A 22,013-nucleotide genomic window follows, 5' to 3' on the forward strand; every position below is an offset into this window, starting at 1 on the left:
CGCGTGAGCCTGTACCGCAATTTTCTCTCCGTGGGCGGGCTGACCCTGCTCTCGCGCATTGCCGGCTTTGCCCGCGACGCGCTGATGGCCGCCGTGCTCGGCATCGGCCCCGCTGCCGACGCCTTCAACGCTGCGTTCCGCTTTCCCAATCTGTTCCGTCGGCTGTTCGCCGAAGGCGCCTTCAACACCGCCTTCGTGCCCATGTTCTCCAATGCGCTCGAGACGCAGGGCGACGAGGCGGCCAGACTGCTCGCCAGCCGCATAATGAGTTGGCTGGTCGCCACGATCGTCGTGGTGACCATTCTGGCCGAAATCTTCATGGAGCCCATCATGCGGGTCTTCGTGCCCGGCTTTGATGACCCAGAAAAGTTCGCGCTGACCGTGTTTCTGACACGCATCATGTTCCCCTATCTTGCCTGCATGTCGCTGATGGCGGCCTATGGCGCCATCCTCAATACGCTGGGGCGCTTCTTTGCGGCCGCCTTTGCCCCCGTCATCCTCAATATCGTCAACATCGCCGCGCTCGTGCCGCTGGCCATTCTGGTGCTCGAAGACAAGGCTGACGCGGCCTTCTGGGTGGCCATTGCCACCATGCTGGGCGGCATCGCCCAATTGGCGCTGGTCTATGGCGCCGTTCGCCGCTCGGGCTTTGTGCCGCGTATCGGCCTGCCCCGACCCAACCCCGAAGTGCGCCGCTTCTGGATGCTGGCTGTTCCAGCGATCCTGGCGGGCGGCATCACCCAGATCAATATTCTGGTCGGCACGGTCATCGCGTCCAGCGTGGACGGCACGATTTCGATCCTCGGCTATGCCGACCGGCTCTACCAATTGCCGCTGGGCATTATCGGCATTGCCATCGGCACCGTGCTGTTGCCAGAACTCAGCCGGCATCTGAGCGCTGGCCGCGACGTTGAGGCCGCCAGGAGCCAGGATCAGTCGCTTTTGCTCTCCATGCTGCTGGCCATGCCCGCCGCCGCCGCGCTGGCTGCGCTGTCGGTACCCATTGTCCGGGTCTTGTTCGAACGGGGCGCCTTTGATGCGGCCGCCACCGTGCCCGTGGCCGAAGCGCTTGTCGGCTTCGCCTGGGGCCTGCCCGCCTTCGTGCTTATCCGGGTGCTGCAGCCGGGCTTTTTCTCGCGCAAGGACACGGTCACCCCCACCGTCTTTGCCGGGCTGTCGGTTGTCGCCAATATCGGTATCTCGCTCTGGCTGTTTCCTTCAATGCAGCATGTCGGCATTGCACTGGCCACCACCATATCGTCCTGGCTCAATGCTGTGCTGCTCGCGCTGTTTCTGGCCCGGCGCGGCTATTTCGTGCTCACCCTCGTATCGCTGCGCAGGCATGTCCTGACCATTGCCAGCGCCCTGATAATGGCCGCCGCGCTTTATGTGCTGGGCCAGCGCGCCGAGGCGATCTTTGCGCCCGATGGCGCCTTGCTGATCCAGATTGCAGCGCTGTTTGCTATCTGTATGTTCGGCACCGTGCTCTATTTCACCCTGGTCCACGTCACCGGCGCTCAGCCTCTGGGCATGGTGTTGGCGCGGCTGCGCCGGCGTGGCTGACTTGCATCCTGATGGCCCGCCGGTGTAATTCGGCAGGCTGCTAAACCTGATGGGTACTTCTCTTATGGCTTTCACTCCCCGCGTCTTTTCGGGCATCAAGCCCTCGGGCGACCTGCATCTGGGCAATTATCTGGGCGCCATCCGCCGCTTTGTGCCGCTGCAGGAAACGCACGAGACCATCTATTGCGTGGTCGATATGCACGCCATCACGGTCTGGCAGGATCCCGCCGACCTCAAGCGCTGGACCTATGAGATCGCCGCGGCCTATATCGCCGCCGGGCTCGATCCCAAGAAGTCGATCATCTTCAACCAGTCCCAGGTCATGGAACATGCCGAGCTAAGCTGGATCTTCAATTGCGTGGCCCGCATGGGCTGGATGGAACGCATGACCCAGTTCAAGGACAAGGCTGGTGAGAATGCCGAAAATGTCTCGCTGGGCCTGTTCGCCTATCCATCGCTGATGGCGGCAGACATCCTGCTCTACAAGTCCACCGGTGTGCCGGTTGGCGAAGATCAGCGTCAGCATCTCGAATTGACCCGCGACATCGCCAAGAAGTTCAATCACGACTTCAAAAAGCAGATCAAGGCGAACGGGCATCGCGGTGACTTCTTCCCCGTCACCGAAACGCTGGCCACCGGCCCCGCCATGCGCGTCAAAAGCCTCAAGGACGGCACCAAGAAGATGAGCAAGTCCGACGCCTCGGACCTTTCAACGATCTACATGATGGACGGCGCCGACCTGATCGCCAAAAAGATCAAGCGCGCTACCACCGATGCCGACGCCCTGCCCAGCGAGGCGGCCGGTCTGGCCGGACGGGCCGAGGCCGAAAACCTGGTGGGCATCTATGCTGCGCTTTCCAATACCAGCGTTGATGATGTGCTGGCTCAGTATGGTGGCCAGGGCTGGGGCGCTTTCAAGCCGGCGCTGGCCGAGCTTGCGGTGTCTGTGCTCTCACCCATAGCCGACGAGATGAAACGCCTGGTTGCAGATCACGCTGAAATGGATGCTATTCTGCGCGACGGTGCCGATCGTGCCCGCGCGATTGCCCAGCCTGTGATGAACGACGTTCGCAATATTGTTGGCTTCGTCCGCTAGGAGGTCCGGCCATGTACGAGACCGAATACAAGCGCAAATTCCTCGTGGTCATCGACGAAACCGTCGAATGCGATCGCGCCCTGACTTTTGCCGCCTATCGCGTCAAGCGCACCGGTGGCACGGTGGTGCTGATGAGCGTGGTCGAAAAGCCCGAATTTATTGGCCTGGGCGTTGAAGACGTGTTGCGCGCCGAGGCTGTCGAAGAGGCCGAGCGCAATCTCGATGCCCGTCTGGCCCGCATTCGCGACATTGGCGAGGTCAAGGTCGAGTCGGTCATCCGCGAAGGCGAAGGCGCTGAACAGATTGAGCGCGTGATCAATGAGGACCGCGGCATCGCCATTCTGGTGCTCGCAGCCTCGACCGGCGAGGGCCCCGGCCCGCTCGTCATGCACTTTGCCGCTCGCGCCCATGCGCTGCCGATCCCGCTGACCGTGGTTCCTGGGCGCATGAGCGATGCCGAAATTATCGACATCTGCTGATCTGAACTGGCTGCACCCCTGCCCGGCGCGAAATGCCCTTGCGCTCGGCCACCAAAAGTCTATTTTAGAAACGTTCTAATTGCATATTGCCAAAGGCAAGCCGATGTTCATCCAGACCGAAGCCACTCCAAATCCGTCGACGCTGAAATTCTTGCCCGGGCGTGATGTGCTGGTTGGCGAGCCGCGCGACTTCCGCAGCCTGGAAGCCTCGGCCAACTCGCCGCTGGCCACGGGCCTGTTCGCGATTTCTGGCGTCACCGGCGTGTTCATGGGCTCCGATTTCATTTCGGTGACCAAGGATGACACTAATTGGGCACACATCAAGCCCGCCATTCTAGGCGTCATCATGGACCACTTCCTCTCGGGCAAGCCCGTCATCGTCGAAGGCGGTGTTGAAGTGGCCAATCTCGATGAGGTCGACGAGTTCTTCGAAGAAGAGGACAGCGAAACCGTTGAAGTGATCAAGGAGCTGCTCGCCACCCGCGTCCGGCCTGCCGTGGCCATGGATGGCGGCGACATTACCTTCAAGGGCTTCAAGGAAGGCACCGTCTTCCTGCACATGCAAGGCGCCTGCTCGGGTTGCCCATCGTCCACCGCCACGCTCAAGAGCGGTATCGAAAACCTGTTGCGGCACTTCGTGCCCGGTGTTGAGGCCGTGCAGCAGGTCTGATTGTCTGGTATAGCAGCAAGCAAAAAGCCCCGGTGATCACTCACCGGGGCTTTTTTGATGTCTGTCCCCGGACCAGTGTCGCGGCAGCGGCCAATCTCGATTCGGTGACTACGGATTCCGAAACAAGTCTGGCCGCTGCCGCGGCATTGGCCCGGGGGACCGATTAGCTGTTGATCACCACGACCTTGGCGCCGGTGGGCACACGACCATAGAGGTCAATAATGTCCTGGTTCATCAGGCGAATGCAGCCCGAGGAAACATTGGTGCCGATGGTGTAGGGCTCGGTCGTGCCGTGCAGGCGGAACAGCGTGTCGCGGCCGTCCTTGTAGAGGTACAATGCGCGTGGACCCAATGGGTTCTCCGGGCCACCTTCCATGCCGCCGGCATAGGGGCCGTAGCGGTCGGGCTCGCGCTCGATCATCGAACGCGTTGGCGTCCAGCGCGGCCACTGGGCCTTGCGACCGATGGTGGCGGTGCCACGGAACACCAGAGCCTCGGTCTTGCCCACGCCAATGCCGTAGCGCAGCGCACGACCGTCTTCGAGCACCAGATAGAGGAAGCGGGCCGGCGTATCGACCACCAGCGTTCCTGGACGCTCTGAGGTCACGTATGCGACCTCCTGACGCCAGAACTGGGGATCAACACGGCGCAGATCGGTCGCCTCTACCGGGAACTTCTCGGTATAGTTGGCGCCATACATGGCCTGGTAATACGGATCGATCTGGGGCTCGCGGGTAACCGGGGTGCGGTTCGAAGCACAGGCGGTCAGTGCGGTGGCCGAGAGGCCGATCATGAACAAACGTCGAGTAAGCAAAGCAAAACCCTAAAACGGAACAGGCGCGATTTGATGCGTCGAGCAGTCAACTATGCCCGGACCAGAGACTTCGCTAGTGCAGGAAAGCCTCACTGCCCTAACGCGCTGCACGCCAAGGGGTTCCTCTCGCCAATGTGATGATTTCTGCCGTGCGCGCAGGGCAGCCATGCAACAAAAAAGGCCCGGATTGCTCCGGGCCTTCAATTAATTGTCGGGGGCTCGATTACTCGGCAGCCGCCACGATTTCCTTGCCGGTTTCCTGATCGACGACCTTCATCGACAGGCGAACCTTGCCACGCTCGTCAAAGCCCAGCAGCTTGACCCAGACCTTGTCGCCTTCCTTGACCACATCGGTGGTCTTGGCAACGCGCTGTTCGGCCAGCTGGCTGATATGGACCAGACCATCCTTGGCGCCAAAGAAGTTCACGAACGCGCCAAAATCGGCGGTCTTGACCACGGTGCCCTGATAGATGGCGCCGACTTCAGCCTCATCGGTGATCGACTTGATCCACTTGATGGCGGCTTCGATTTCGCTGCCGTCCGAGGACGAGATCTTGATCGTGCCATCGTCGTCGATGTTGATCTTGGCGCCGGTCTTTTCGACGATCTCGCGGATCACCTTGCCGCCGGTGCCGATCACTTCACGGATCTTGTCGGTCGGGATCTTCATGGTCTCGATGCGCGGTGCGAACTCGCCCACTTCCGAACGGGACGCGGTGATGGCCTTGGCCATTTCGCCCAGGATGTGGATACGGCCGCCCTTGGCCTGTTCGAGGGCGATCTTCATGATCTCCTCGGTGATGCCAGCGATCTTGATGTCCATCTGCAGGCTGGTGACGCCGTCTTCGGTGCCAGCCACCTTGAAGTCCATGTCGCCCAGGTGATCTTCATCACCCAGAATGTCGCTGAGAACAGCGAACTTTTCGCCTTCCAGGATCAGGCCCATGGCGATACCGGCCACGGGACGAGCCAGTGGAACACCCGCATCCATCAGCGCCAGCGAGGTGCCGCAAACGGTTGCCATCGAGGACGAGCCGTTGGACTCGGTGATCTCGGACACAACACGGATCGTGTAGGGGAATTCTTCAACCGAAGGACGGATCGGGTTGATCGCGCGCCAGGCAAGCTTGCCGTGGCCGATTTCGCGACGGCCCGGGGAGCCCATGCGACCAGCTTCACCCACCGAGTATGGAGGGAAGTTGTAGTGCAGCAGGAAGTTCTGCTTGTAGGTGCCTTCAAGGCTGTCGATGTACTGCTCGTCTTCGCCGGTGCCCAGCGTGGCAACAACCAGCGCCTGGGTTTCGCCGCGGGTAAACACGGCCGAACCATGGGTGCGCGGCAGAACGCCGACTTCCGAAACAATCGGACGCACAGTGCTCAGATCGCGACCATCGATGCGCAGGCCGGTATCCAGAACGTTCCAGCGCACGACCTTGGCCTGCAGCGACTTGAACACGGCGCCAACATCTTCAGCCGAGATTTCGCCAGCTTCGACGCGATCAGCAAAATGTGCCTTTGCCGTTGCCTTGACGGCATCGACGGCATCATAGCGCTCTTCCTTCTTGGTCAGCTTGTAGGCTGTCCGCAGGTCGGCTTCGACCAGCTTGAGCATTTCGGCTTCCAGCGCCGAGTGATCAACAGGTTCAAAGTCACGGGCATCCTTGGCAGCCAGTTCGGCCAGCTTGATGATCGCCTGGATCACCTTGCGGCTTTCGCCATGGCCGAACATCACGGCGCCCAGCATCACTTCTTCGCTGAGTTCCTTGGCTTCCGATTCCACCATCAGAACGGCGTCTTCGGTACCGGCCATCACCAGGTCAAGCTTGGATTCGCTACGACGATCGATGGGCAGGTTCAGCACATATTCGCCGTCGACATAGCCAACGCGCGCTGCGCCGATCGGACCCATGAAGGGTACGCCCGAAATGGTCAGGGCAGCCGAAGCAGCGACCATGGCCAGCACGTCTGGATTGTTTTCCATGTCATGCTGCAGCACGGTGATGACCACCTGGGTCTCATGCTTGTAGCCGGCGGGGAACAGCGGGCGGATCGGACGGTCGATCAGGCGGCTGGTCAGGGTTTCGTTCTCGGTCGGGCGACCTTCACGCTTGAAGTAGCCACCGGGGATCTTGCCTGCGGCAAAATACTTTTCCTGGTAGTTCACGGTCAGCGGGAAAAAATCGATGCCGGGCTTGGCGGTCTTGGCGCTGACGACGGTGGCCAGCAGCACGGTTTCACCCAGGGTGGCGAGCACGGCGCCATCGGCCTGGCGGGCCATCTTACCGGTCTCGAGCGTCAGGGGCTGTCCGCCCCAGTTCAGCTCGACCTTGTGGTAGTCAAAATTGATGGTCATGTCTTGTCTTTCCATTTCTGCCGTCTGAGCGGTAACGCAGGGGCGTAGGTCATCCCGCGAACTCATCCGGTGCGCCCGCACCCGCTGTCCCACCCCATGTGTGACCCGGGCTCAAAATCAGGCGCTGTTGCGTCTGGCAAAGACGAAACATGGGCAAGACAACAAGCAGCTCCCGTTGTGTTCGGGTGCCTCACGAGATCAAAACCAAAGCGATGATTTTGCGAGCGTGAGGCGGGGAGCGGCCAATAATCCTGCCATGCTCCGGCATTCGCCGGTCTACGCTTATCGCTGCTGCCTGCCGTATCATTCTGATCGGCAGGAAAGGGCAGCGAAGGCAGATGCGGAGAAAAACCCCGCATCCGCAATTCTACTGGCGCGCCTAGCGGCGCAGGCCGAGCTTTTCGATCAAGGTCTTGTAACGGCTGTCATCGACCTTCTTGACGTAGTCGAGAAGGCTGCGACGGGTCGAAACGAGCTTGAGCAGACCGCGGCGGGAATGGTTATCCTTGCCGTGTTCCTTGAAGTGCTCGGTGAGGTTGGCAATGCGCTCGGACAGGATGGCCACCTGAACTTCCGGCGAGCCGGTGTCGTTTGGAGTGGTTGCGTATTCCTGAATCAGAGCGGTCTTGCGCTCAGCAGTGATCGACATCGGATAGATCCTTTCAAAGGAGGATTGGGTCGCCCCTGCCGGGATGTCGTCCAGGAGGGGCCATGAATGCCACCGACCCGCAGGTCAGAGACAGGCGTCCCTATAGGGCAAATGGCATCAGAACGCCAGATTTTATTCGCCCAGCAGGCTACCCGGCGGGGGTGGCATCTGCTCGGGGTCAATGGCCGACAGCGGAATGGAAAAGCGCCATTCCATACCGGTCTCGTGACAATCCCGTTCCACCACCGCGCCCAGCGAGTGCCCGACCATCGATTTGAGCACCGTAGTACCAAAGCCCACGCGGTCCGAGGCCGTCAGTGCCTGCGGTACCGTCTCGTGCCAGACAAAGTCCAGAGTTTCACCACTGAGCGTCCATCGCACAGAAAGGGTGCCGCCGCCTTCGCCGAAAGCGCCGTACTTGACGGCATTGGTCGAGAGTTCATGCACCGCCATGCCCAGGATCTGCGCGGCCTGCATGTTCAGGCGAACGGCAGGTCCGGAAACATCGACCCTGTCGGTGTCGGGGGGGCTGAACGGGGCGATCTGGCTTTCCACCAGTTCTTCGAGCGCAACGCCGGCCCGGCCATTGTTCAGCAGAAGGTCGGTGGATCGCGCCAGACCCTGAATGCGCCGTTCAAATGACTGCACATAGCTGGGCACGTCATCGGCGCCGCGTGCTGTCTGCCGGGCCATCGCGGCAATCACGGTCATCTGGTTCTTGGAGCGATGCGCAACTTCGCGCATCAGGAACCGGACTTCGTTGTCCGCCGCCTGTCGCGATGCCGAGGCATCGGCAAGCGCGCGGGAGACCTCGGCAATTTCCGCCACGGGATAGGCCTTGGCCGCCACCGGCTCGCCCCGACCCAGGCGCTGCGCGTCGCGTCGCAGGCCGCGCACCGATATGCCAATGCGTTCGGCAATCAGAAACGCCAGTAACGCCGCTGCCAGCGCGATGATCACGCCCCAGGCAGCCAGCCATAACAGGGCATCCCCCAGTGGCCGGTCGACCGCATCAGTTGATGCCCAGGCAATCACGCGCCAGCCCGACAGGGCCGAGCGCCATTCAGCTGTCACCACCTGCTGCCCGTCAAAGCGCTCGCGTTGCCACTCTTCAGGGGGCTGATCCTGTGTCTGGCGCATGGGCAGCACATTGCCCGTTTCAAAGCCCGCATCGGGGGTGGCCGCGACCACCAGATTGCCACTGTCGACAAGGGCCGCATGCCAGCCCGCCGGCAATTGGCGCGACTGTAGCGCCCCAGCCAGATTCTCGGCGTTCTGCGTCAGCACCAGCAGCGATACCTGCTCATTTTCGGGAACCTGCAGCAGCACGTTGAACACCCACCGGCTCGCCGTACGGCCAAAAAACAGCCCCGAGACAGTCGGGGCCGATCGCTGCATCGCCTGCGCGGCGGTGGCGGGGTCCGAGGTGGGGGAGAGAGCAGCACCATAGGGTACGCGGGTGTTGAGCATCTGGTCGAACGCGCCATCAAGCGCAATGAGATAGGCGCCGGTACCCGCCAGAGCTGTCGCTGCGCGATCGTGAAATTCGCGGAATTGAGCCGCCTTGAGCAGTTCACTGGTCGACAACACCCGTAGCGTGGTGACCATGCCGGCAATTTCGCGCTCAACCGACTGGCCCACCGCCTGAACCGTCGCATTGGTCAGACTGCGCACAACCTCTTCCTGGGCCTGATTGTTGCGATTGATCAACACCAGTGACACCACCAGCGCCGGGATCAGAATGACCAGCACAAGCGCACCCAGATAGGTCGCCACCGGCAGCGAGCGCAGCAAGCGCCGCCGAGGACGCTCACGCTGTGCCGGCTGGGCAATGTTCTGGGACGATCCGGTCATGCTGCGCTTTCTGAGCGGGGCCTGGTCACAAAATCAGCGGCCCGCGTCGCACCATAATGACAACCGGTGACGGCGCGAAGGCTCAAAAAGCTGAAACCACGAGCACCCGCCATTGGCGGGTGCGACGGATCATCCGTCAGTATTTGGCAGTGGCGTCGCTGGCAGGGAAGCTCTCATCGAGCGCTTCGTCCTGTTCATCCCAGTTCTCGGGAGTGTCTGGCTGGGCCTCGTCACCGGCATTGCGCACCTGCACAGGCGAGGTCTTGGGGCCCGGCTTCTTGCCATTCTTCATCGCAGCAGCTTCATCATCGGTCGTTTTTTCGGGTGTATCGGACATGTGTTCTCTCCTCATGGGGTTGACGGTAGAACACCTTGAGGCACCGAAGGGTTGCAGGTGCTTTGATAAGCCCGCATCCTCTGGTACAGAGCGCTCCATGACCGAGATGCGCGCCAATACCAAAAAACTCTTCATCAAGACCTATGGTTGTCAGATGAACGTGTACGACAGTGATCGCATGAGCGACGCGCTGGCGCCGCACGGCTATGAGACCACGCTCGATATGGCGCAAGCCGATCTGGTTCTGCTCAATACCTGCCATATCCGTGAAAAGGCCTCCGAGAAGGTGTTCTCCGAACTGGGCCGTCTCAAGGAATTGCAGGGCGAGCGTCGTGCCATGGGCGGTGACATGATGATCGGCGTGGCCGGTTGCGTGGCACAGGCCGAGGGCGAAGAGATTGCCCGCCGCGCACCCGTAGTCGATATGGTGTTTGGCCCGCAGGCCTATCACAAGCTCCCCGATATGCTGGCGCGCGCCCAAGCGCAGCGCCATATGCACCCCTCGCTGAAAAAAGCCGTGATCGATACCGACTTTCCCGAAGAGGACAAGTTCGAACACCTGCCTGCCGCACGTAAGGAAGTGACCATCAAGCGCGGTCTGACGGCCTTTTTGACCGTGCAGGAAGGCTGCGACAAATTCTGCAGCTTCTGCGTGGTACCCTACACCCGAGGCGCCGAGGTCAGCCGTCCCGTCGCACAGGTGATTGCCGAAGCGCGCAGCCTGGTCGATGCCGGGGTCAAGGAAATCACCCTGCTGGGCCAGAACGTCAATGCCTATCACGGTCTGGATGCTGCCGGCCGCAGTGTCAGCCTGGGCGAGCTGGCCTATCTGCTTGCCGAAATTTCAGGGCTTGAGCGCCTGCGCTATACCACCAGCCATCCCCGCGACATGGATGATGTGCTGATGAACGCCCATCGCGATCTCGATATCCTGATGCCCTATCTGCACCTGCCCGTGCAGTCCGGCTCCGACAGCATTCTCAAGGCCATGAACCGGCGCCACACGGCGGCCGAATACATGGCCATTATTGAGCGCATCAAGGCGGCGCGCCCCGACATGGCGCTGTCAGGTGACTTCATCGTCGGCTTCCCCGGTGAAACCGATGCCGATTTCGAGGACACCCTCAAGATCATCGCCGATGTCGGCTATGCCTCGGCCTATTCTTTCAAATACTCGACCCGTCCGGGCACCCCCGGCGCCAATCTGGGCGATCAGGTTCCTGAAGACGTCAAGAATGAACGCCTGTGGCGGCTGCAGGATCTGGTCAATGCCCAGACGACGGCGTTCCATGCCTCTTGCGTCGGCAAGACCCTGCCCGTGCTGATCGAACGCCCTGGCCGCCTGCCCGGTCAGGTCGGCGGCCGTTCCCCTTATCTTCAGGCCGTGCACCTGGATGGTAGTCCCGAGCTGATAGGGGCCATTCACCAGGTCGAGATCATCGGTACCTCCACCAATTCACTGGTCGGGCGGCTCAAGGCGGTCGCCGCCGCCTGATCCATGCGCAACGCAGCGGGTCTGGTACCTTTGGGCCGATTGGCATGACGGAGTTCCACCAGATGCTTGAGCTTCCCAATACAACCACGGTTCAGGGAAATGGCGTTCGCTGGGGTAAGATCGGCCAGGGGCCACCCCTGATTGCGCTGCACGGCACCCCGTTTTCCTCACAGGTCTGGCGCCGCATCGTGCCGCATCTGGCAGCTCACTGGACGGTCTACTACTTTGATCTGGTCGGATATGGCCAGTCGGAAATGCGCGCTGACCAGGACGTATCCCTGGGTGTGCACAACCTGGTATTGGCTGCTTTGATGCAGGAATGGGGCCTGACTCGACCCCATGTGCTGGCCCACGATTTCGGAGGCGCGACAGCGCTGCGGGGCCATTTCCTCAATGGGCTGAGCTATGCTTCCCTGACCATCTTTGATGCTGTGGCGCTGTCGCCATGGGGATCTCCCTTTGTCCAGCATGTGCGGCGCCATCCCGAAGCCTTTGCCGGCATGCCCGACTACATGCATCTGGCAGTCTTGCGGGCCTATCTGCAGACATCAGCCCATCATCCACTGTCCGATCAGGCGCTGGACATCTACGCGAAGCCATGGATGGGCCCCGTGGGCAAGCCGGCTTTCTACCGCCAGATTGCCCAGATGGACCAAAAATTCACCGATGAGGTGCAGGGCCAGTATCGCTTGCTCGATTGCCCGGTGACGGTGCTGTGGGGTGAGCGCGATAACTGGATCCCGCCGGACAAAGGCAGGCAATTGGCCGCGCTGATCTCCGCGCATCCGGTGATCCCGATACCCGATGCCGGTCACCTCGTTCAGGAAGATGCGCCCGAGGCGCTGGTAGCGGCTATGTTGCGGCAATGCCCCCCATCTGCACGGTGACAGCGTGACGGCCCTTGTGCCGGCGCAAATCGTCACAATATTGCTACAGACAGCGGAGCCAAATCGTCCTAGCTTCGTTCTTGTAGTCGCGGCGCAAGCCCGCAGCCGCGCTGAGCGTGGAGCCACACCAGTTTGAGCAGGCACTTGTCCCCGACCGCCGACAACGCACTCGCATCTCAACTCGAACTCGCTTTTGAAGATAATCGTCTGGCAGCGCAGCTGTATGGCGATTTCGATCAAAACCTGGCGCTTATAGAGCAGCGCCTCAAGGTTTCGGCCATTCCCCGCGGCAATCACGTTCTGCTCAAAGGCGCTGCCAGCGCCGTCGACCAGGCGCGCCGCGTTCTCGAATCGCTTTATGGCAGTCTCGAAGAAGGTCGCACCGTCGACATCTCGGAGGTCGATGGTGTCATTCGCATGATCCAGACTGAAGACAGCCAGCTCACGCTTCCCACGCTGGAGCGCAAGGGCAAGGTGCGTATGGCCCAGATTGCCACGCGCAAATCCACCATTGTCGCCCGCACCCCGTCCCAGGACGCCTATATGCGCGCCATGGATCGCAGCGAACTGGTGTTTGGCGTGGGCCCTGCTGGTACCGGCAAGACCTATCTGGCGGTGGCCCATGCTGCATCCCTGCTTGAACGCGGCGACATCAACCGCATCATCCTCTCCCGTCCCGCCGTTGAAGCCGGCGAGCGTCTGGGCTTTCTGCCCGGCGATATGAAGGAGAAGGTCGATCCTTATCTGCGGCCGCTCTATGATGCCCTTTACGACATGATGAAGCCCGAAAACGTCGAGCGTTGCATCACCTCGGGCATTATCGAGGTGGCGCCGCTCGCCTTCATGCGTGGCCGTACGCTGGCCAATGCCGTGGTGATCCTGGACGAAGCCCAGAATACCACCTCGATGCAGATGAAGATGTTCCTGACCCGTCTGGGCGAGAACTCAAAGATGATCATCACCGGCGATCCGACCCAGGTGGATCTGCCGCGCGGCGAAAAATCGGGTCTTGTCGAGGCGGTCAATCTGCTCGACGGTGTTGAGGGTGTTCACGTCACGCGCTTTGGTGACAAGGACGTGGTGCGCCACGCGCTCGTCGGCCGCATCGTGCGCGCCTATGAAGCCGACACGGCCAAGCGGCTTGCCGAAAAGGCCATAGAAGGGGCGACACGCTGAGTTCCGCCGCCCTCGAAATCGCCATCATCCGCAATGACGACGCCTGGCCAGAGGATCTCGATGCTCTGGCCGAGCGCGCCGTGTTTGCTGCGCTCGACATGAGCAAGGCCCAGGTCAAGGGCGCGGCCGAACTGGCGATAGTGCTCACCAATGACGCTGAACAGCATGGGCTCAACCAGCAATGGCGCGGCAAGGACAGCTCCACCAATGTGCTGAGCTTTCCCCAGATCGAGCCGTTCGCGCCGGTAACTGGCATCCTGGGCGACATCACCATGGCGCGCGAAACGCTTGAGCGCGAGGCACTGGAGCAAGGCACCAGCTTCCCCCATCATTTTACTCATCTTGTGGTGCATGGATTTTTGCACATTTTAGGCTATGATCATCTCACGGATGCGGAGGCTCACCAGATGGAGAGTCTCGAAACCGCGATATTGGCAAGCCTCGGCATTGACGATCCCTATGCCGAGCAGGGCTGAGCCAAGGATCTGGCGGGCGTATTTCCCGATTTAAAGGATAGTGAGCTGCTTTTTGCGGCGATATAACATGAACGACAGCGACAGTTTGGGCCCCTCGGCGCCCACAAATCCCGAGCCTCCTTCTAGTCCCGCCTCCGTGCCGGCACGGGGGCCTTCGCTATGGAACCGCGTCAAGGCCATGCTGGCCCTGCGGACGGTTTCGCTACGCGACGATCTTCAGGTCGCCCTTGATGAGCAAGGCAGCGCTGAAACCGCTGACTTCTCCGAGAGTGAGCGGACAATCCTGCAGAACGTGCTCAAGCTCTCCAACATTTCCGTTGGCGACGTAATGGTCGAGCGCAGTGATATCCAGGCCATCGACGCCGATGCCAATCTGGGTGATCTGCTGGCGCGCTTCCGTCAGGTCGGCCATTCTCGCCTGCCGGTTTTTGATGATGGTCTGGACAATATTCTGGGCTTTATTCACGTCAAGGACGCGCTCACCAAGATCACCGCTGCGGTGGAAGATCCGACCAAGGCGGTGCCGGTCAAGCTTGTCTCCAGCGTTCTCAAGCAGAAGCTGGCCAAGTTCGACCACATGCGCACAGCCATGTTCGTGCCCACCTTCATGCCGGTTGGCGATCTGCTGCAATCCATGCGCGCCAGCCGCGTGCACATGGCCATTGTGGTCGATGAATATGGTGGCACCGATGGTCTGGTGACCATTGAAGACCTGCTGGAAGCTGTGGTTGGCGAGATTGAAGACGAGCATGATGAGCTTGCCGCTTCGCTGATCCGCAAGGTAGGCGTTGATACCTATATCGCCGATGCCCGCGCAGAGCTGGACGATGTCCAGACCATGCTGGGTCCCGACTTCGACCCCGGCGAATATGCCGAGGAGGTCGATACCATTGGCGGTCTGGTGTTTGATCTGGCCGGCCATGTACCCAAGCGCGGTGAACGCATTACCAAGCTTGAAGGCTTCGAATTCGAGGTACTGGCTGCCGATAGCCGGCGCATCAAGCGCGTCCGTATCCGCCGCAAGCGCGGTGCCAGTGAACAGCTGGCCATTACCGACCAGCGCACCGACCATGAAAAGGCCGCCGCTGAATAGGTGGTCCTGCCGGTCAGGTAGGTGTCAGAATGCAAAAAGGGCGCGGTGTGAACCGCGCCCTTTTTCCAATTCTGTGATGGCTTGGCCTACAGCGTGCGCTGCACGGTCTCGACGCGGAAGCATTCGATGACGTCGCCAGCGCGCATGTCTTCGTAATTTTCGAAGGCCATACCGCATTCCTGGCCCGTCTGGACCTCTTTGACTTCGTCCTTGAAACGCTTGAGCGTCTTGAGCTTGCCTTCGTGGATCACGACGTTGTCGCGGATCAGGCGGACACCGGAACCACGTTCCACCAGACCATCGGTGATCCGGCAACCGGCAACCTTGCCGACCTTGGTAATCGTAAAGACTTCCAGGATCTCGGCATTGCCGATGAAGGTCTCGCGGCGTTCTGGCTTGAGCAGACCGCTCATCGCATTCTTCACGTCATCCACCAGATCGTAGATGATGTTGTAGTAGCGAATTTCGATACCGTCGCGGGTCGCCAGTTCGGTCGCCTGCTTATTGGCACGAACGTTGAAGCCAATGACGATGGCATTGGATGCCGCCGCCAGCGTCACGTCGGACTCGGTGATACCACCCACAGCGCTCATCAGGATCTGCGCCGACACTTCGTCGGTCGAGAGCTTGTTTAGCGAAGCCACGATGGCTTCGACCGAACCCTGCACGTCGCCCTTGATGATCAGTGGGAACTTGGCAATGCCGGCCACCTTGAGCTGATTCATCATCTGCTCGAGGCTGGTGGCGCCGCCACCGGCTGTTCGCTCGCGAATGGCGCGCTGACGATATTCGGTGACTTCACGAGCACGCGCTTCGGTTTCGACCACCGAGAAGCGGTCGCCCGCACTTGGCACGCCGGTAAAGCCCAGCACTTCCACAGGAATGGATGGACCAGCCGATTTGACCTGCTCGCCCTGATCGTTGATCAGCGCACGAACGCGGGCGAACTCGGTACCCGCGACCAGAATGTCGCCGATCGAGAGGGTACCGCGCTGCACCAGCATGGTGGCGACAGCACCGCGACCGCGGTCGAGCTTGGCTTCAATGACCAGACCTTCAGCACGGCCATCCTTGGCCACGCGCAGTTCGAGCACTTCCGCCTGCAGCAGGATGGTTTCGAGCAGCTTGTCCAGACCCTTGCCGGTCTTGGCAGACACTTCCACGTCCAGCACGTCGCCGCCCATCGATTCGACGAACACTTCGTGCTGCAGCAGCTCTGTGCGCACCCGGGTCGGATCGGACTCGGGCTTATCCATCTTGTTGATGGCCACAATGATGGGAACACCAGCCGCCTTGGCGTGCTTGATGGATTCAATGGTCTGCGGCATCACGCCGTCATCGGCTGCCACAACCAGCACCGCAATATCGGTCGCCTGAGCACCACGGGCACGCATGGCCGTGAAGGCTTCATGGCCCGGGGTATCGAGGAAGGTGATCTTGCTGCCGTTCTTGTCGACCTGATAGGCGCCGATATGCTGGGTAATGCCACCGGCTTCACCCGACACCACATTGGCCTCGCGGATCGCATCGAGAAGACTGGTCTTGCCGTGGTCGACGTGACCCATAATGGTCACGACTGGCGCGCGATCGGTCAGATCCTCGGCCTTGTCGTCCTGTGGCAGATCAAACAGACCTTCTTCCACATCGGCTTCCGACACGCGCTTGACCGTATGGCCCAGCTCGGTCGCGATCAGCTCGGCAGTATCAGCGTCCAGCACGTCGTTGATCGTTGCCATCTGGCCCTGGGCCATCAGCAGCTTGATCACGGCAACCGAACGTTCAGCCATACGGTTGGCCAGCTCGGCCACGGTAATGGCTTCTGGAATGGTCACTTCGCGACTGATCTTGGGCGCTTCCTGCTGGTTGCGGCCCATCTTCTTGTCGCGACGGCGACGCATGGCGGCCAGCGATGGCCCCTTATCACGATCGCTCTCGGCGCCGGCATTGGTCACGGTCAGGCGGCCACGACCGTTTTCCTGGCCGGTGCGGCGGGTTGGACGATCTGGGGTCGCACGCGAGGCGCGGCGGGCGTTTTCCATTTCCGCTTCGGTTGTCGGCCGCACCTGGGGCGTGCCGGACCGGATCTTGCGGCCATCGGCCTCGTTGGGACCGGCGGGCGGCACATTGCCGATCGGTGCCATGCCGGCACCGGTTGGACGACGCTCACCGGCAGGACGTGTTGCCGTGCCTGACGGCCGGGCGCCGGCGGCACCTGGCTTGATATAGGCATTGGCACCGCGTTCGCTTTCGGGGCGCGCATTGCTCGGACGCTCGGCGCGCGGTGGCCGTGGCGGCTGACCGGGACGGCCGGCAACCACACGCACGCTGGATGGACCAGCATTGCGCTGCGAAGCGGGTGTAAAGGGTTTGGCTTCTTCCGTACTGGCTGCTGCATCGGGTGCGGCAGCTGGCGCTTCGGCCTTGGGCGCCTCAGCAGGCGCTGGCTCAGCCTGTGGTGCCGCAGCCTCTTCAGCCTGACGTTCCTGCTCGGCCTTGGCCGCTTCTTCACGGATCTGACGACGACGAGCGTCCTCTTCCATGCGACGGGCTTCTTCAGCAGCGAACCGTTCTTTGTCTTCTGCCTGACGGGCGCCAGCCTGTGCCAGCACCTGACGGCGGGCTTCAGCTTCGGCAGCCGACAGTCCCAGCGGCGCACGCGCCTGCTGTGCCGGACGGCCGGAACCGGGGCGACCCTGATTGGCTGCACCCGACTGCGGGCGCTGTGGCGCGCCGCTTGGAGCATTTGGTTTTGGAACCAGGCGGGTGCGCTTCTCGACGACCACCGTCGAGCGGGAAGGGCCGCGCGACATGCCAGGACGGTTGCCCAGGCCTGGGCCGCCCTTGAGTGTCAGCGTCTTCTTCGCGCCATTGTCGTCGGTGCGCTTGTCGTCGTTATCAGCCATGTATCTCGCGTCTTTCGTCCTGTTCCTCGGGCAAAAGGTCACCGTCAACCGCAGCGCGGCCGGTGTCCGTTTCCGTCGGTTTGGCAATGAAAAGTGCCAGTCTTCTGGCCTTTTCTACTGCCGCTTGGGCTGCAGCCCCTCTTGTAAGGGCAGCATGTATCACATTTTCCATTCCGAGTGCCAAACCCATTTGCTCTGAGGAGAGCAATTCGAAATGGGGCACATCGAAGCCATCAATTCCCTCTTCGGCGGCGCCATAGTGGAGCGCCTTGAGCGGTCCCACCATCTTGCTACGACCGTCATCAGCCGCGTCCGTCGCCGTAATCAGGGCGATCAGACCGCCCGTGGTAATCAGGCCACGCACTTTGGTGGCACCAAAAGTCAGTTGTCCGGCCTTGCGGGCCATGCCCAGCGCGTTGAGATAACGCTGCTGCAGGCGCAGCTCTGTCAGTCCCGGCAGGTCCTCAGGAAGAGTAACCTCAGTCTTGAGACTGCGTGCGAAGACCTTCTTCTTGATCGCCTCGACCAGCAGGTCACGGTTAATGCTGATCCAGACGCCACGACCTTCGGCCTTGGCCTCCGTGTCGGGTACTAACACACCATCGGGGCTTAACACAAAACGGATGAGCTCCGCCACGGGCTTCTCAACCCGTGTCAGAGCACACATCCTGCTCGTTTCTGCGCGCCGGGCCATCTCTGGTGCCCTCGCTCGGATTCGGCCCTTAGGCCGAAGCCTCGTCGGTAGCGGCTTCGTCAGTGGCGACTTCTTCGACGTCGACGGCGGGCAGATCTTCTTCCTTGATCCAGCCAGCCTTGATGCGAGCCTGCATGATCATGTCTTCTGCTTCTTCACGGCTCACGGGGAAATCCTTGAAGGTGCCGTCGAACCGCTTGGTTTCACCATCCTTGCGCTCGCTCCAGCCGATCAGATCGTCCGAGGCGCAGCCAGCAAAGTCTTCAACGTTCTTGACGTCATCCTTACCCAACGCCACCAGCATGGCAGCAGTAAGGCCTGCGATCTCATAAAGCTCGTCCTCGACGCCGAGCGCCTTGCGCTCTTCATCATGGGCACGGTCGATTGCGGCGAGATACTCGGCGGCGCGGTTCTGGATTTCGCCAGCGGTCTCTTCGTCAAAGCCTTCGATCGAAGAAATTTCGTTGGTGTCGATATAGGCCAGTTCCTCAACCGAGGAGAAGCCTTCCGACGCCAGCAGCTGGGCGACCATTTCGTCCACGTCCAGAGCTTCCATGAACAGGGTGGAGCGCTCGGTGAATTCCTTCTGCCGGCGTTCGCTCTCTTCCTGTTCGGTCAGGATGTCGATGTCCCAGCCAATCAGCTGGCTGGCCAGACGCACGTTCTGGCCGCGACGGCCAATGGCCAGGCTCAGCTGCTCGTCGGGCACAACCACTTCAATGCGCTCGGCCTGCTCGTCGAGCACCACCTTGGCGACATCGGCTGGCTGCAGCGCTGAAACAACGAGGTCGGCAATGCCATCGGTCCATGGAATGATGTCGATCTTTTCGCCCTGAAGTTCGCCGACCACGGCCTGCACGCGGCTACCGCGCATACCAACGCAGGCGCCCACAGGGTCGATCGAGGAATCCGACGAGGTCACGGCGATCTTGGCACGGCTGCCTGGATCACGCGCGATCGAGCGGATGGTGATCACACCATCATAGATTTCAGGCACTTCCTGCATGAACAGCTTGGCCATGAACTGCGGATGGGTGCGGGACAGGAAAATCTGCGGACCGCGCTGTTCGCGACGCACGTCATAGACATAGGCACGCACGCGGTCGCCATAACGGAACATTTCGCGAGGGATCAGTTCGTCGCGGCGGATAATGGCTTCACCACGACCCAGATCGACAATCACATTGCCATATTCAACGCGCTTGACCGAGCCGTTGACGATCTCGCCAATGCGGTTGATGTACTCATCATACATGCGCTCGCGTTCGGCATCGCGCACCTTCTGCACAATGACCTGCTTGGCCGACTGCGCGGCAATGCGGCCAAATTCCATGGGGGGCAGCGGTTCAGTCAGAAAGTCGCCAACCTTGGCTTCGGGCGACTTGATCTGGGCCTGCTTGAGCTCGATCTGGCGGCTGTTCTCTTCGACTTGCTCGACGATTTCCAGCAAACGCCACATCCGGGTCTCGCCCGAACGCGGGTTGATCTCGACCTTGATCTCGGTCTCGGCACCGTAGCGGCCCTTGGCGGCCTTCTCCATGGCGTCCTGCATCGCTTCGATCACGACCATGCGGTCGATCGATTTTTCGCGGGCAACAGCGTCTGCGATCTGCAAGAGCTCAAGGCGATTCGCGCTAACGGCCATTTAGTGTGTCTCCTCGGAGATATTGTCGTCGTCGGTATGGGCGATTTCGACCGTTTCGGTCTCGTCGTCATCCAGTGGGTGCAATTCTTGATCGATCCGCGCCTTTTCCATCAGGGCGTCGGTCATCACCAGCTTGGCTTCGCCCAGATTGGACAAGGGCAGGCGGTGGTCGGGATCGGTGCCGGCAGGCGCGTCGGGCAGGGTGATGATCACCGCCTCGTCGTCGACCGCCGTGATGAAGCCGCGGAAACGCTTGCGACCATTGATCATGTCGATCAGCTCAATCTTGGCTTCATGGCCGACATAGGCCGCAAAGTCGCGCTGGCGCACCAGCGGTCGGTCGATCCCCGGCGAGCTGACTTCGAGATGATACTCGCGGTCGATCGGGTCTTCCACGTCGAGCACGGGGGAGAGATCCTTGCTCAGGGTCTCGCAATTGACGACGGTGAAACGGCCGTTTTCGTCCTCGGCCATGATTTGCAGCGTCATGCCGTTTTCCTGGGTGATGCGCACACGCACCAGAGCAAAGCCCAGACCATTGGCCACGGGTTCTACAATAGCGGATACGCGGGCTTCCAGGCCCGTTTCCTTGATATAGCGCTTGGCAGTGAGATCGAAGCTCATCGGTCCCTTCGGGTAATAAAAAAGAGCGGGGCCGGGAGGCTCCCACTCTGCAAACTTGCCGAGATGTTGACGCCTATATAGCGCCGAAACGACCGCGCCGCAAGCCGTGCCTACTTTTCCCAGGTCACGCTGGACACATCAGCGCCCAATGCTTCAAGCGCCCCGCGCAGGTCAAACACCATCGCGTCGTGTCCACACAGATAAAAGCGCTGGTCCAGATCGGTGACGTGTTTGCTCACGAAGGCCTTGCCGACGCGTTCGGCTGCCAGCTTGGACGAATTGTCTCCGGTCACGGTCCACAGGGTCTCTAACCCCTCCATCGCTTCGAACGCATCGCGCAGGATAATGTCGCGCTCGGTTTTGTGCGAGGCGATCAGCCGATTGCCCTTAGCGTATCCTTGGCCTGCAGGTCGCGCAGGATGGCGATGAATGGGGTAACCCCGGCGCCCCCAGCAATGAAGGTTCCGGGCCCCTGGTATTGAATGGTGCCCCACCCATCGCCCATCAGCAGATGATCCCCCGCTTCGCCGCCCAAAAGCGCATTGGTCACTCCCGGACGATCCAGATAACTCTTGATGGTGAACTCAAGGGTTGGCTCATCGAGCGCTGTAAAGGTGAAAGGGCGCTTTTCATCGTGCCAATCGGGCTTGTCGATGCTCAGTTCTGTCGCCTGCCCAGGCGCAAATCGAAATTTTTTTGGTTTTTCGACGCGATAATGCCGGACATCGTAGGTGACCATTTCGGTCTTCAAAATCTTCACGCGAGTGGACATGACAGGCTCCTTTGCAAGGTCAAGAGCGGGACAGGTGGATGGCTCCACCCTTCCAACCTCAAGCGGGCCGGAGCGTCACACCAAAGATACACAGTCACGTAGAGGATACCGGGGCACAATCCAATGCCTTGATTTCCTTAGGAAAACCCTCGGATCGCCGCTGAGGAGTTCAACCCCAGAAATCTACAAAATCGTCACTTGAGGCGCGACCGGTCCGGGATCATTTCCAGGGTGTTCAAAACGAAAGGAACACACGAAATGATCAAGAACACAATCATCGCCCTTGTTGCTGCCGCCTCTATGGCGGGCGTCGCTGCGCCCGCCATGGCCGACACCGCCTTTGGTGATGGCACCCCCGAAATGCGCGAATTCATCGCCGACAGCATTCTCGTTCGCCTGCAGCAGCAGGGCGTCGCCGCCACCGATGTCGAAG

Annotated in this window: 20 protein-coding genes; 9 read left to right on the top strand and 11 right to left on the bottom strand. The window is 60.9% G+C overall.

What is annotated here, in order from left to right; translation table 11 throughout:
- The first annotated feature begins 3 nt into the window (after nt 1-3).
- From murJ to KD146_RS17185, 4 genes are all read left to right on the top strand, one after another.
- Nucleotides 4-1,563, top strand: coding sequence for a murein biosynthesis integral membrane protein MurJ (gene murJ, locus KD146_RS17170; protein ID WP_212660050.1), 1,560 nt, complete (start codon nt 4-6; stop codon nt 1,561-1,563).
- A gap of 64 nt (nt 1,564-1,627) precedes the next feature.
- On the top strand, nt 1,628-2,659 hold the full coding sequence (trpS, locus tag KD146_RS17175) for a tryptophan--tRNA ligase (RefSeq protein WP_212660051.1): 1,032 nt from the start codon (nt 1,628-1,630) through the stop codon (nt 2,657-2,659).
- 11 nt (nt 2,660-2,670) lie between these two features.
- Nucleotides 2,671-3,138, top strand: coding sequence for a universal stress protein (locus KD146_RS17180; protein WP_212660052.1), 468 nt, complete (start codon nt 2,671-2,673; stop codon nt 3,136-3,138).
- Nucleotides 3,139-3,241: 103 nt separating this feature from the next.
- Nucleotides 3,242-3,808 (top strand): NifU family protein, encoded by a 567-nt coding sequence (locus KD146_RS17185; protein ID WP_212660094.1) that lies wholly within the window; start codon nt 3,242-3,244, stop codon nt 3,806-3,808.
- A 163-nt stretch (nt 3,809-3,971) separates the two neighbouring features.
- On the opposite strand, the gene KD146_RS17190 is transcribed toward KD146_RS17185, so the two are convergent.
- From KD146_RS17190 to KD146_RS17210, 5 genes are all read right to left on the bottom strand, one after another.
- A complete protein-coding gene (locus tag KD146_RS17190) occupies nt 3,972-4,601 on the bottom strand; it encodes a L,D-transpeptidase (RefSeq protein ID WP_212660053.1) in 630 nt (209 codons plus the stop codon).
- 244 nt (nt 4,602-4,845) lie between these two features.
- A complete protein-coding gene (gene pnp / locus KD146_RS17195; protein WP_212660054.1) occupies nt 4,846-6,975 on the bottom strand; it encodes a polyribonucleotide nucleotidyltransferase in 2,130 nt (709 codons plus the stop codon).
- Nucleotides 6,976-7,354: 379 nt separating this feature from the next.
- A complete protein-coding gene (gene rpsO, locus KD146_RS17200) occupies nt 7,355-7,624 on the bottom strand; it encodes a 30S ribosomal protein S15 (RefSeq protein ID WP_212660055.1) in 270 nt (89 codons plus the stop codon).
- Between the two features lie 132 nt (nt 7,625-7,756).
- Nucleotides 7,757-9,478 carry a sensor histidine kinase gene (locus KD146_RS17205; protein WP_212660056.1) on the bottom strand — a complete coding sequence of 574 codons (1,722 nt, stop codon included), beginning with the start codon at nt 9,476-9,478 and terminating at the stop codon, nt 7,757-7,759.
- 136 nt (nt 9,479-9,614) lie between these two features.
- A complete protein-coding gene (locus KD146_RS17210; RefSeq protein WP_212660057.1) occupies nt 9,615-9,815 on the bottom strand; it encodes a hypothetical protein in 201 nt (66 codons plus the stop codon).
- Between the two features lie 97 nt (nt 9,816-9,912).
- Here KD146_RS17210 and miaB point away from each other — a divergent pair, with 97 nt between their 5' ends.
- The 5 genes from miaB (at nt 9,913) to KD146_RS17235 (ending at nt 14,942) form a co-directional block, all read left to right on the top strand.
- Nucleotides 9,913-11,310 carry a tRNA (N6-isopentenyl adenosine(37)-C2)-methylthiotransferase MiaB gene (gene miaB, locus KD146_RS17215; RefSeq protein ID WP_212660058.1) on the top strand — a complete coding sequence of 466 codons (1,398 nt, stop codon included), beginning with the start codon at nt 9,913-9,915 and terminating at the stop codon, nt 11,308-11,310.
- A 44-nt stretch (nt 11,311-11,354) separates the two neighbouring features.
- A complete protein-coding gene (locus KD146_RS17220) occupies nt 11,355-12,197 on the top strand; it encodes an alpha/beta fold hydrolase (protein ID WP_249327940.1) in 843 nt (280 codons plus the stop codon).
- Between the two features lie 144 nt (nt 12,198-12,341).
- On the top strand, nt 12,342-13,373 hold the full coding sequence (locus KD146_RS17225; protein ID WP_249327941.1) for a PhoH family protein: 1,032 nt from the start codon (nt 12,342-12,344) through the stop codon (nt 13,371-13,373).
- Nucleotides 13,370-13,849 carry an rRNA maturation RNase YbeY gene (gene ybeY, locus KD146_RS17230; protein ID WP_212660096.1) on the top strand — a complete coding sequence of 160 codons (480 nt, stop codon included), beginning with the start codon at nt 13,370-13,372 and terminating at the stop codon, nt 13,847-13,849. The genes KD146_RS17225 and ybeY overlap by 4 nt, the downstream gene beginning before the upstream one ends.
- Nucleotides 13,850-13,916: 67 nt before the next feature.
- A complete protein-coding gene (locus tag KD146_RS17235) occupies nt 13,917-14,942 on the top strand; it encodes a hemolysin family protein (RefSeq protein WP_249327942.1) in 1,026 nt (341 codons plus the stop codon).
- 86 nt (nt 14,943-15,028) lie between these two features.
- On the opposite strand, the gene infB is transcribed toward KD146_RS17235, so the two are convergent.
- From infB to KD146_RS17265, 6 genes are all read right to left on the bottom strand, one after another.
- Nucleotides 15,029-17,845, bottom strand: a complete 2,817-nt coding sequence (infB, locus tag KD146_RS17240; protein ID WP_212660060.1) for a translation initiation factor IF-2 — start codon at nt 17,843-17,845, stop codon at nt 15,029-15,031.
- A complete protein-coding gene (locus tag KD146_RS17245) occupies nt 17,838-18,539 on the bottom strand; it encodes an RNA-binding protein (protein WP_212660061.1) in 702 nt (233 codons plus the stop codon). The genes infB and KD146_RS17245 overlap by 8 nt, the downstream gene beginning before the upstream one ends.
- Before the next feature lie 28 nt (nt 18,540-18,567).
- Nucleotides 18,568-20,184 carry a transcription termination factor NusA gene (nusA, locus tag KD146_RS17250; protein ID WP_212660062.1) on the bottom strand — a complete coding sequence of 539 codons (1,617 nt, stop codon included), beginning with the start codon at nt 20,182-20,184 and terminating at the stop codon, nt 18,568-18,570.
- A complete protein-coding gene (gene rimP, locus KD146_RS17255) occupies nt 20,185-20,808 on the bottom strand; it encodes a ribosome maturation factor RimP (RefSeq protein ID WP_212660063.1) in 624 nt (207 codons plus the stop codon).
- Between the two features lie 110 nt (nt 20,809-20,918).
- Nucleotides 20,919-21,101 (bottom strand): ferredoxin reductase domain-containing protein, encoded by a 183-nt coding sequence (locus KD146_RS17260; protein ID WP_212660064.1) that lies wholly within the window; start codon nt 21,099-21,101, stop codon nt 20,919-20,921.
- An 80-nt stretch (nt 21,102-21,181) separates the two neighbouring features.
- Nucleotides 21,182-21,580, bottom strand: coding sequence for a ferredoxin reductase domain-containing protein (locus KD146_RS17265; RefSeq protein WP_212660065.1), 399 nt, complete (start codon nt 21,578-21,580; stop codon nt 21,182-21,184).
- Nucleotides 21,581-22,013: the final 433 nt, after the last annotated feature.

Origin of the sequence: Devosia litorisediminis, from assembly GCF_018334155.1 — a bacterium.
In the GTDB taxonomy this organism is placed as follows: Bacteria; Pseudomonadota; Alphaproteobacteria; order Rhizobiales; family Devosiaceae; genus Devosia; species Devosia litorisediminis.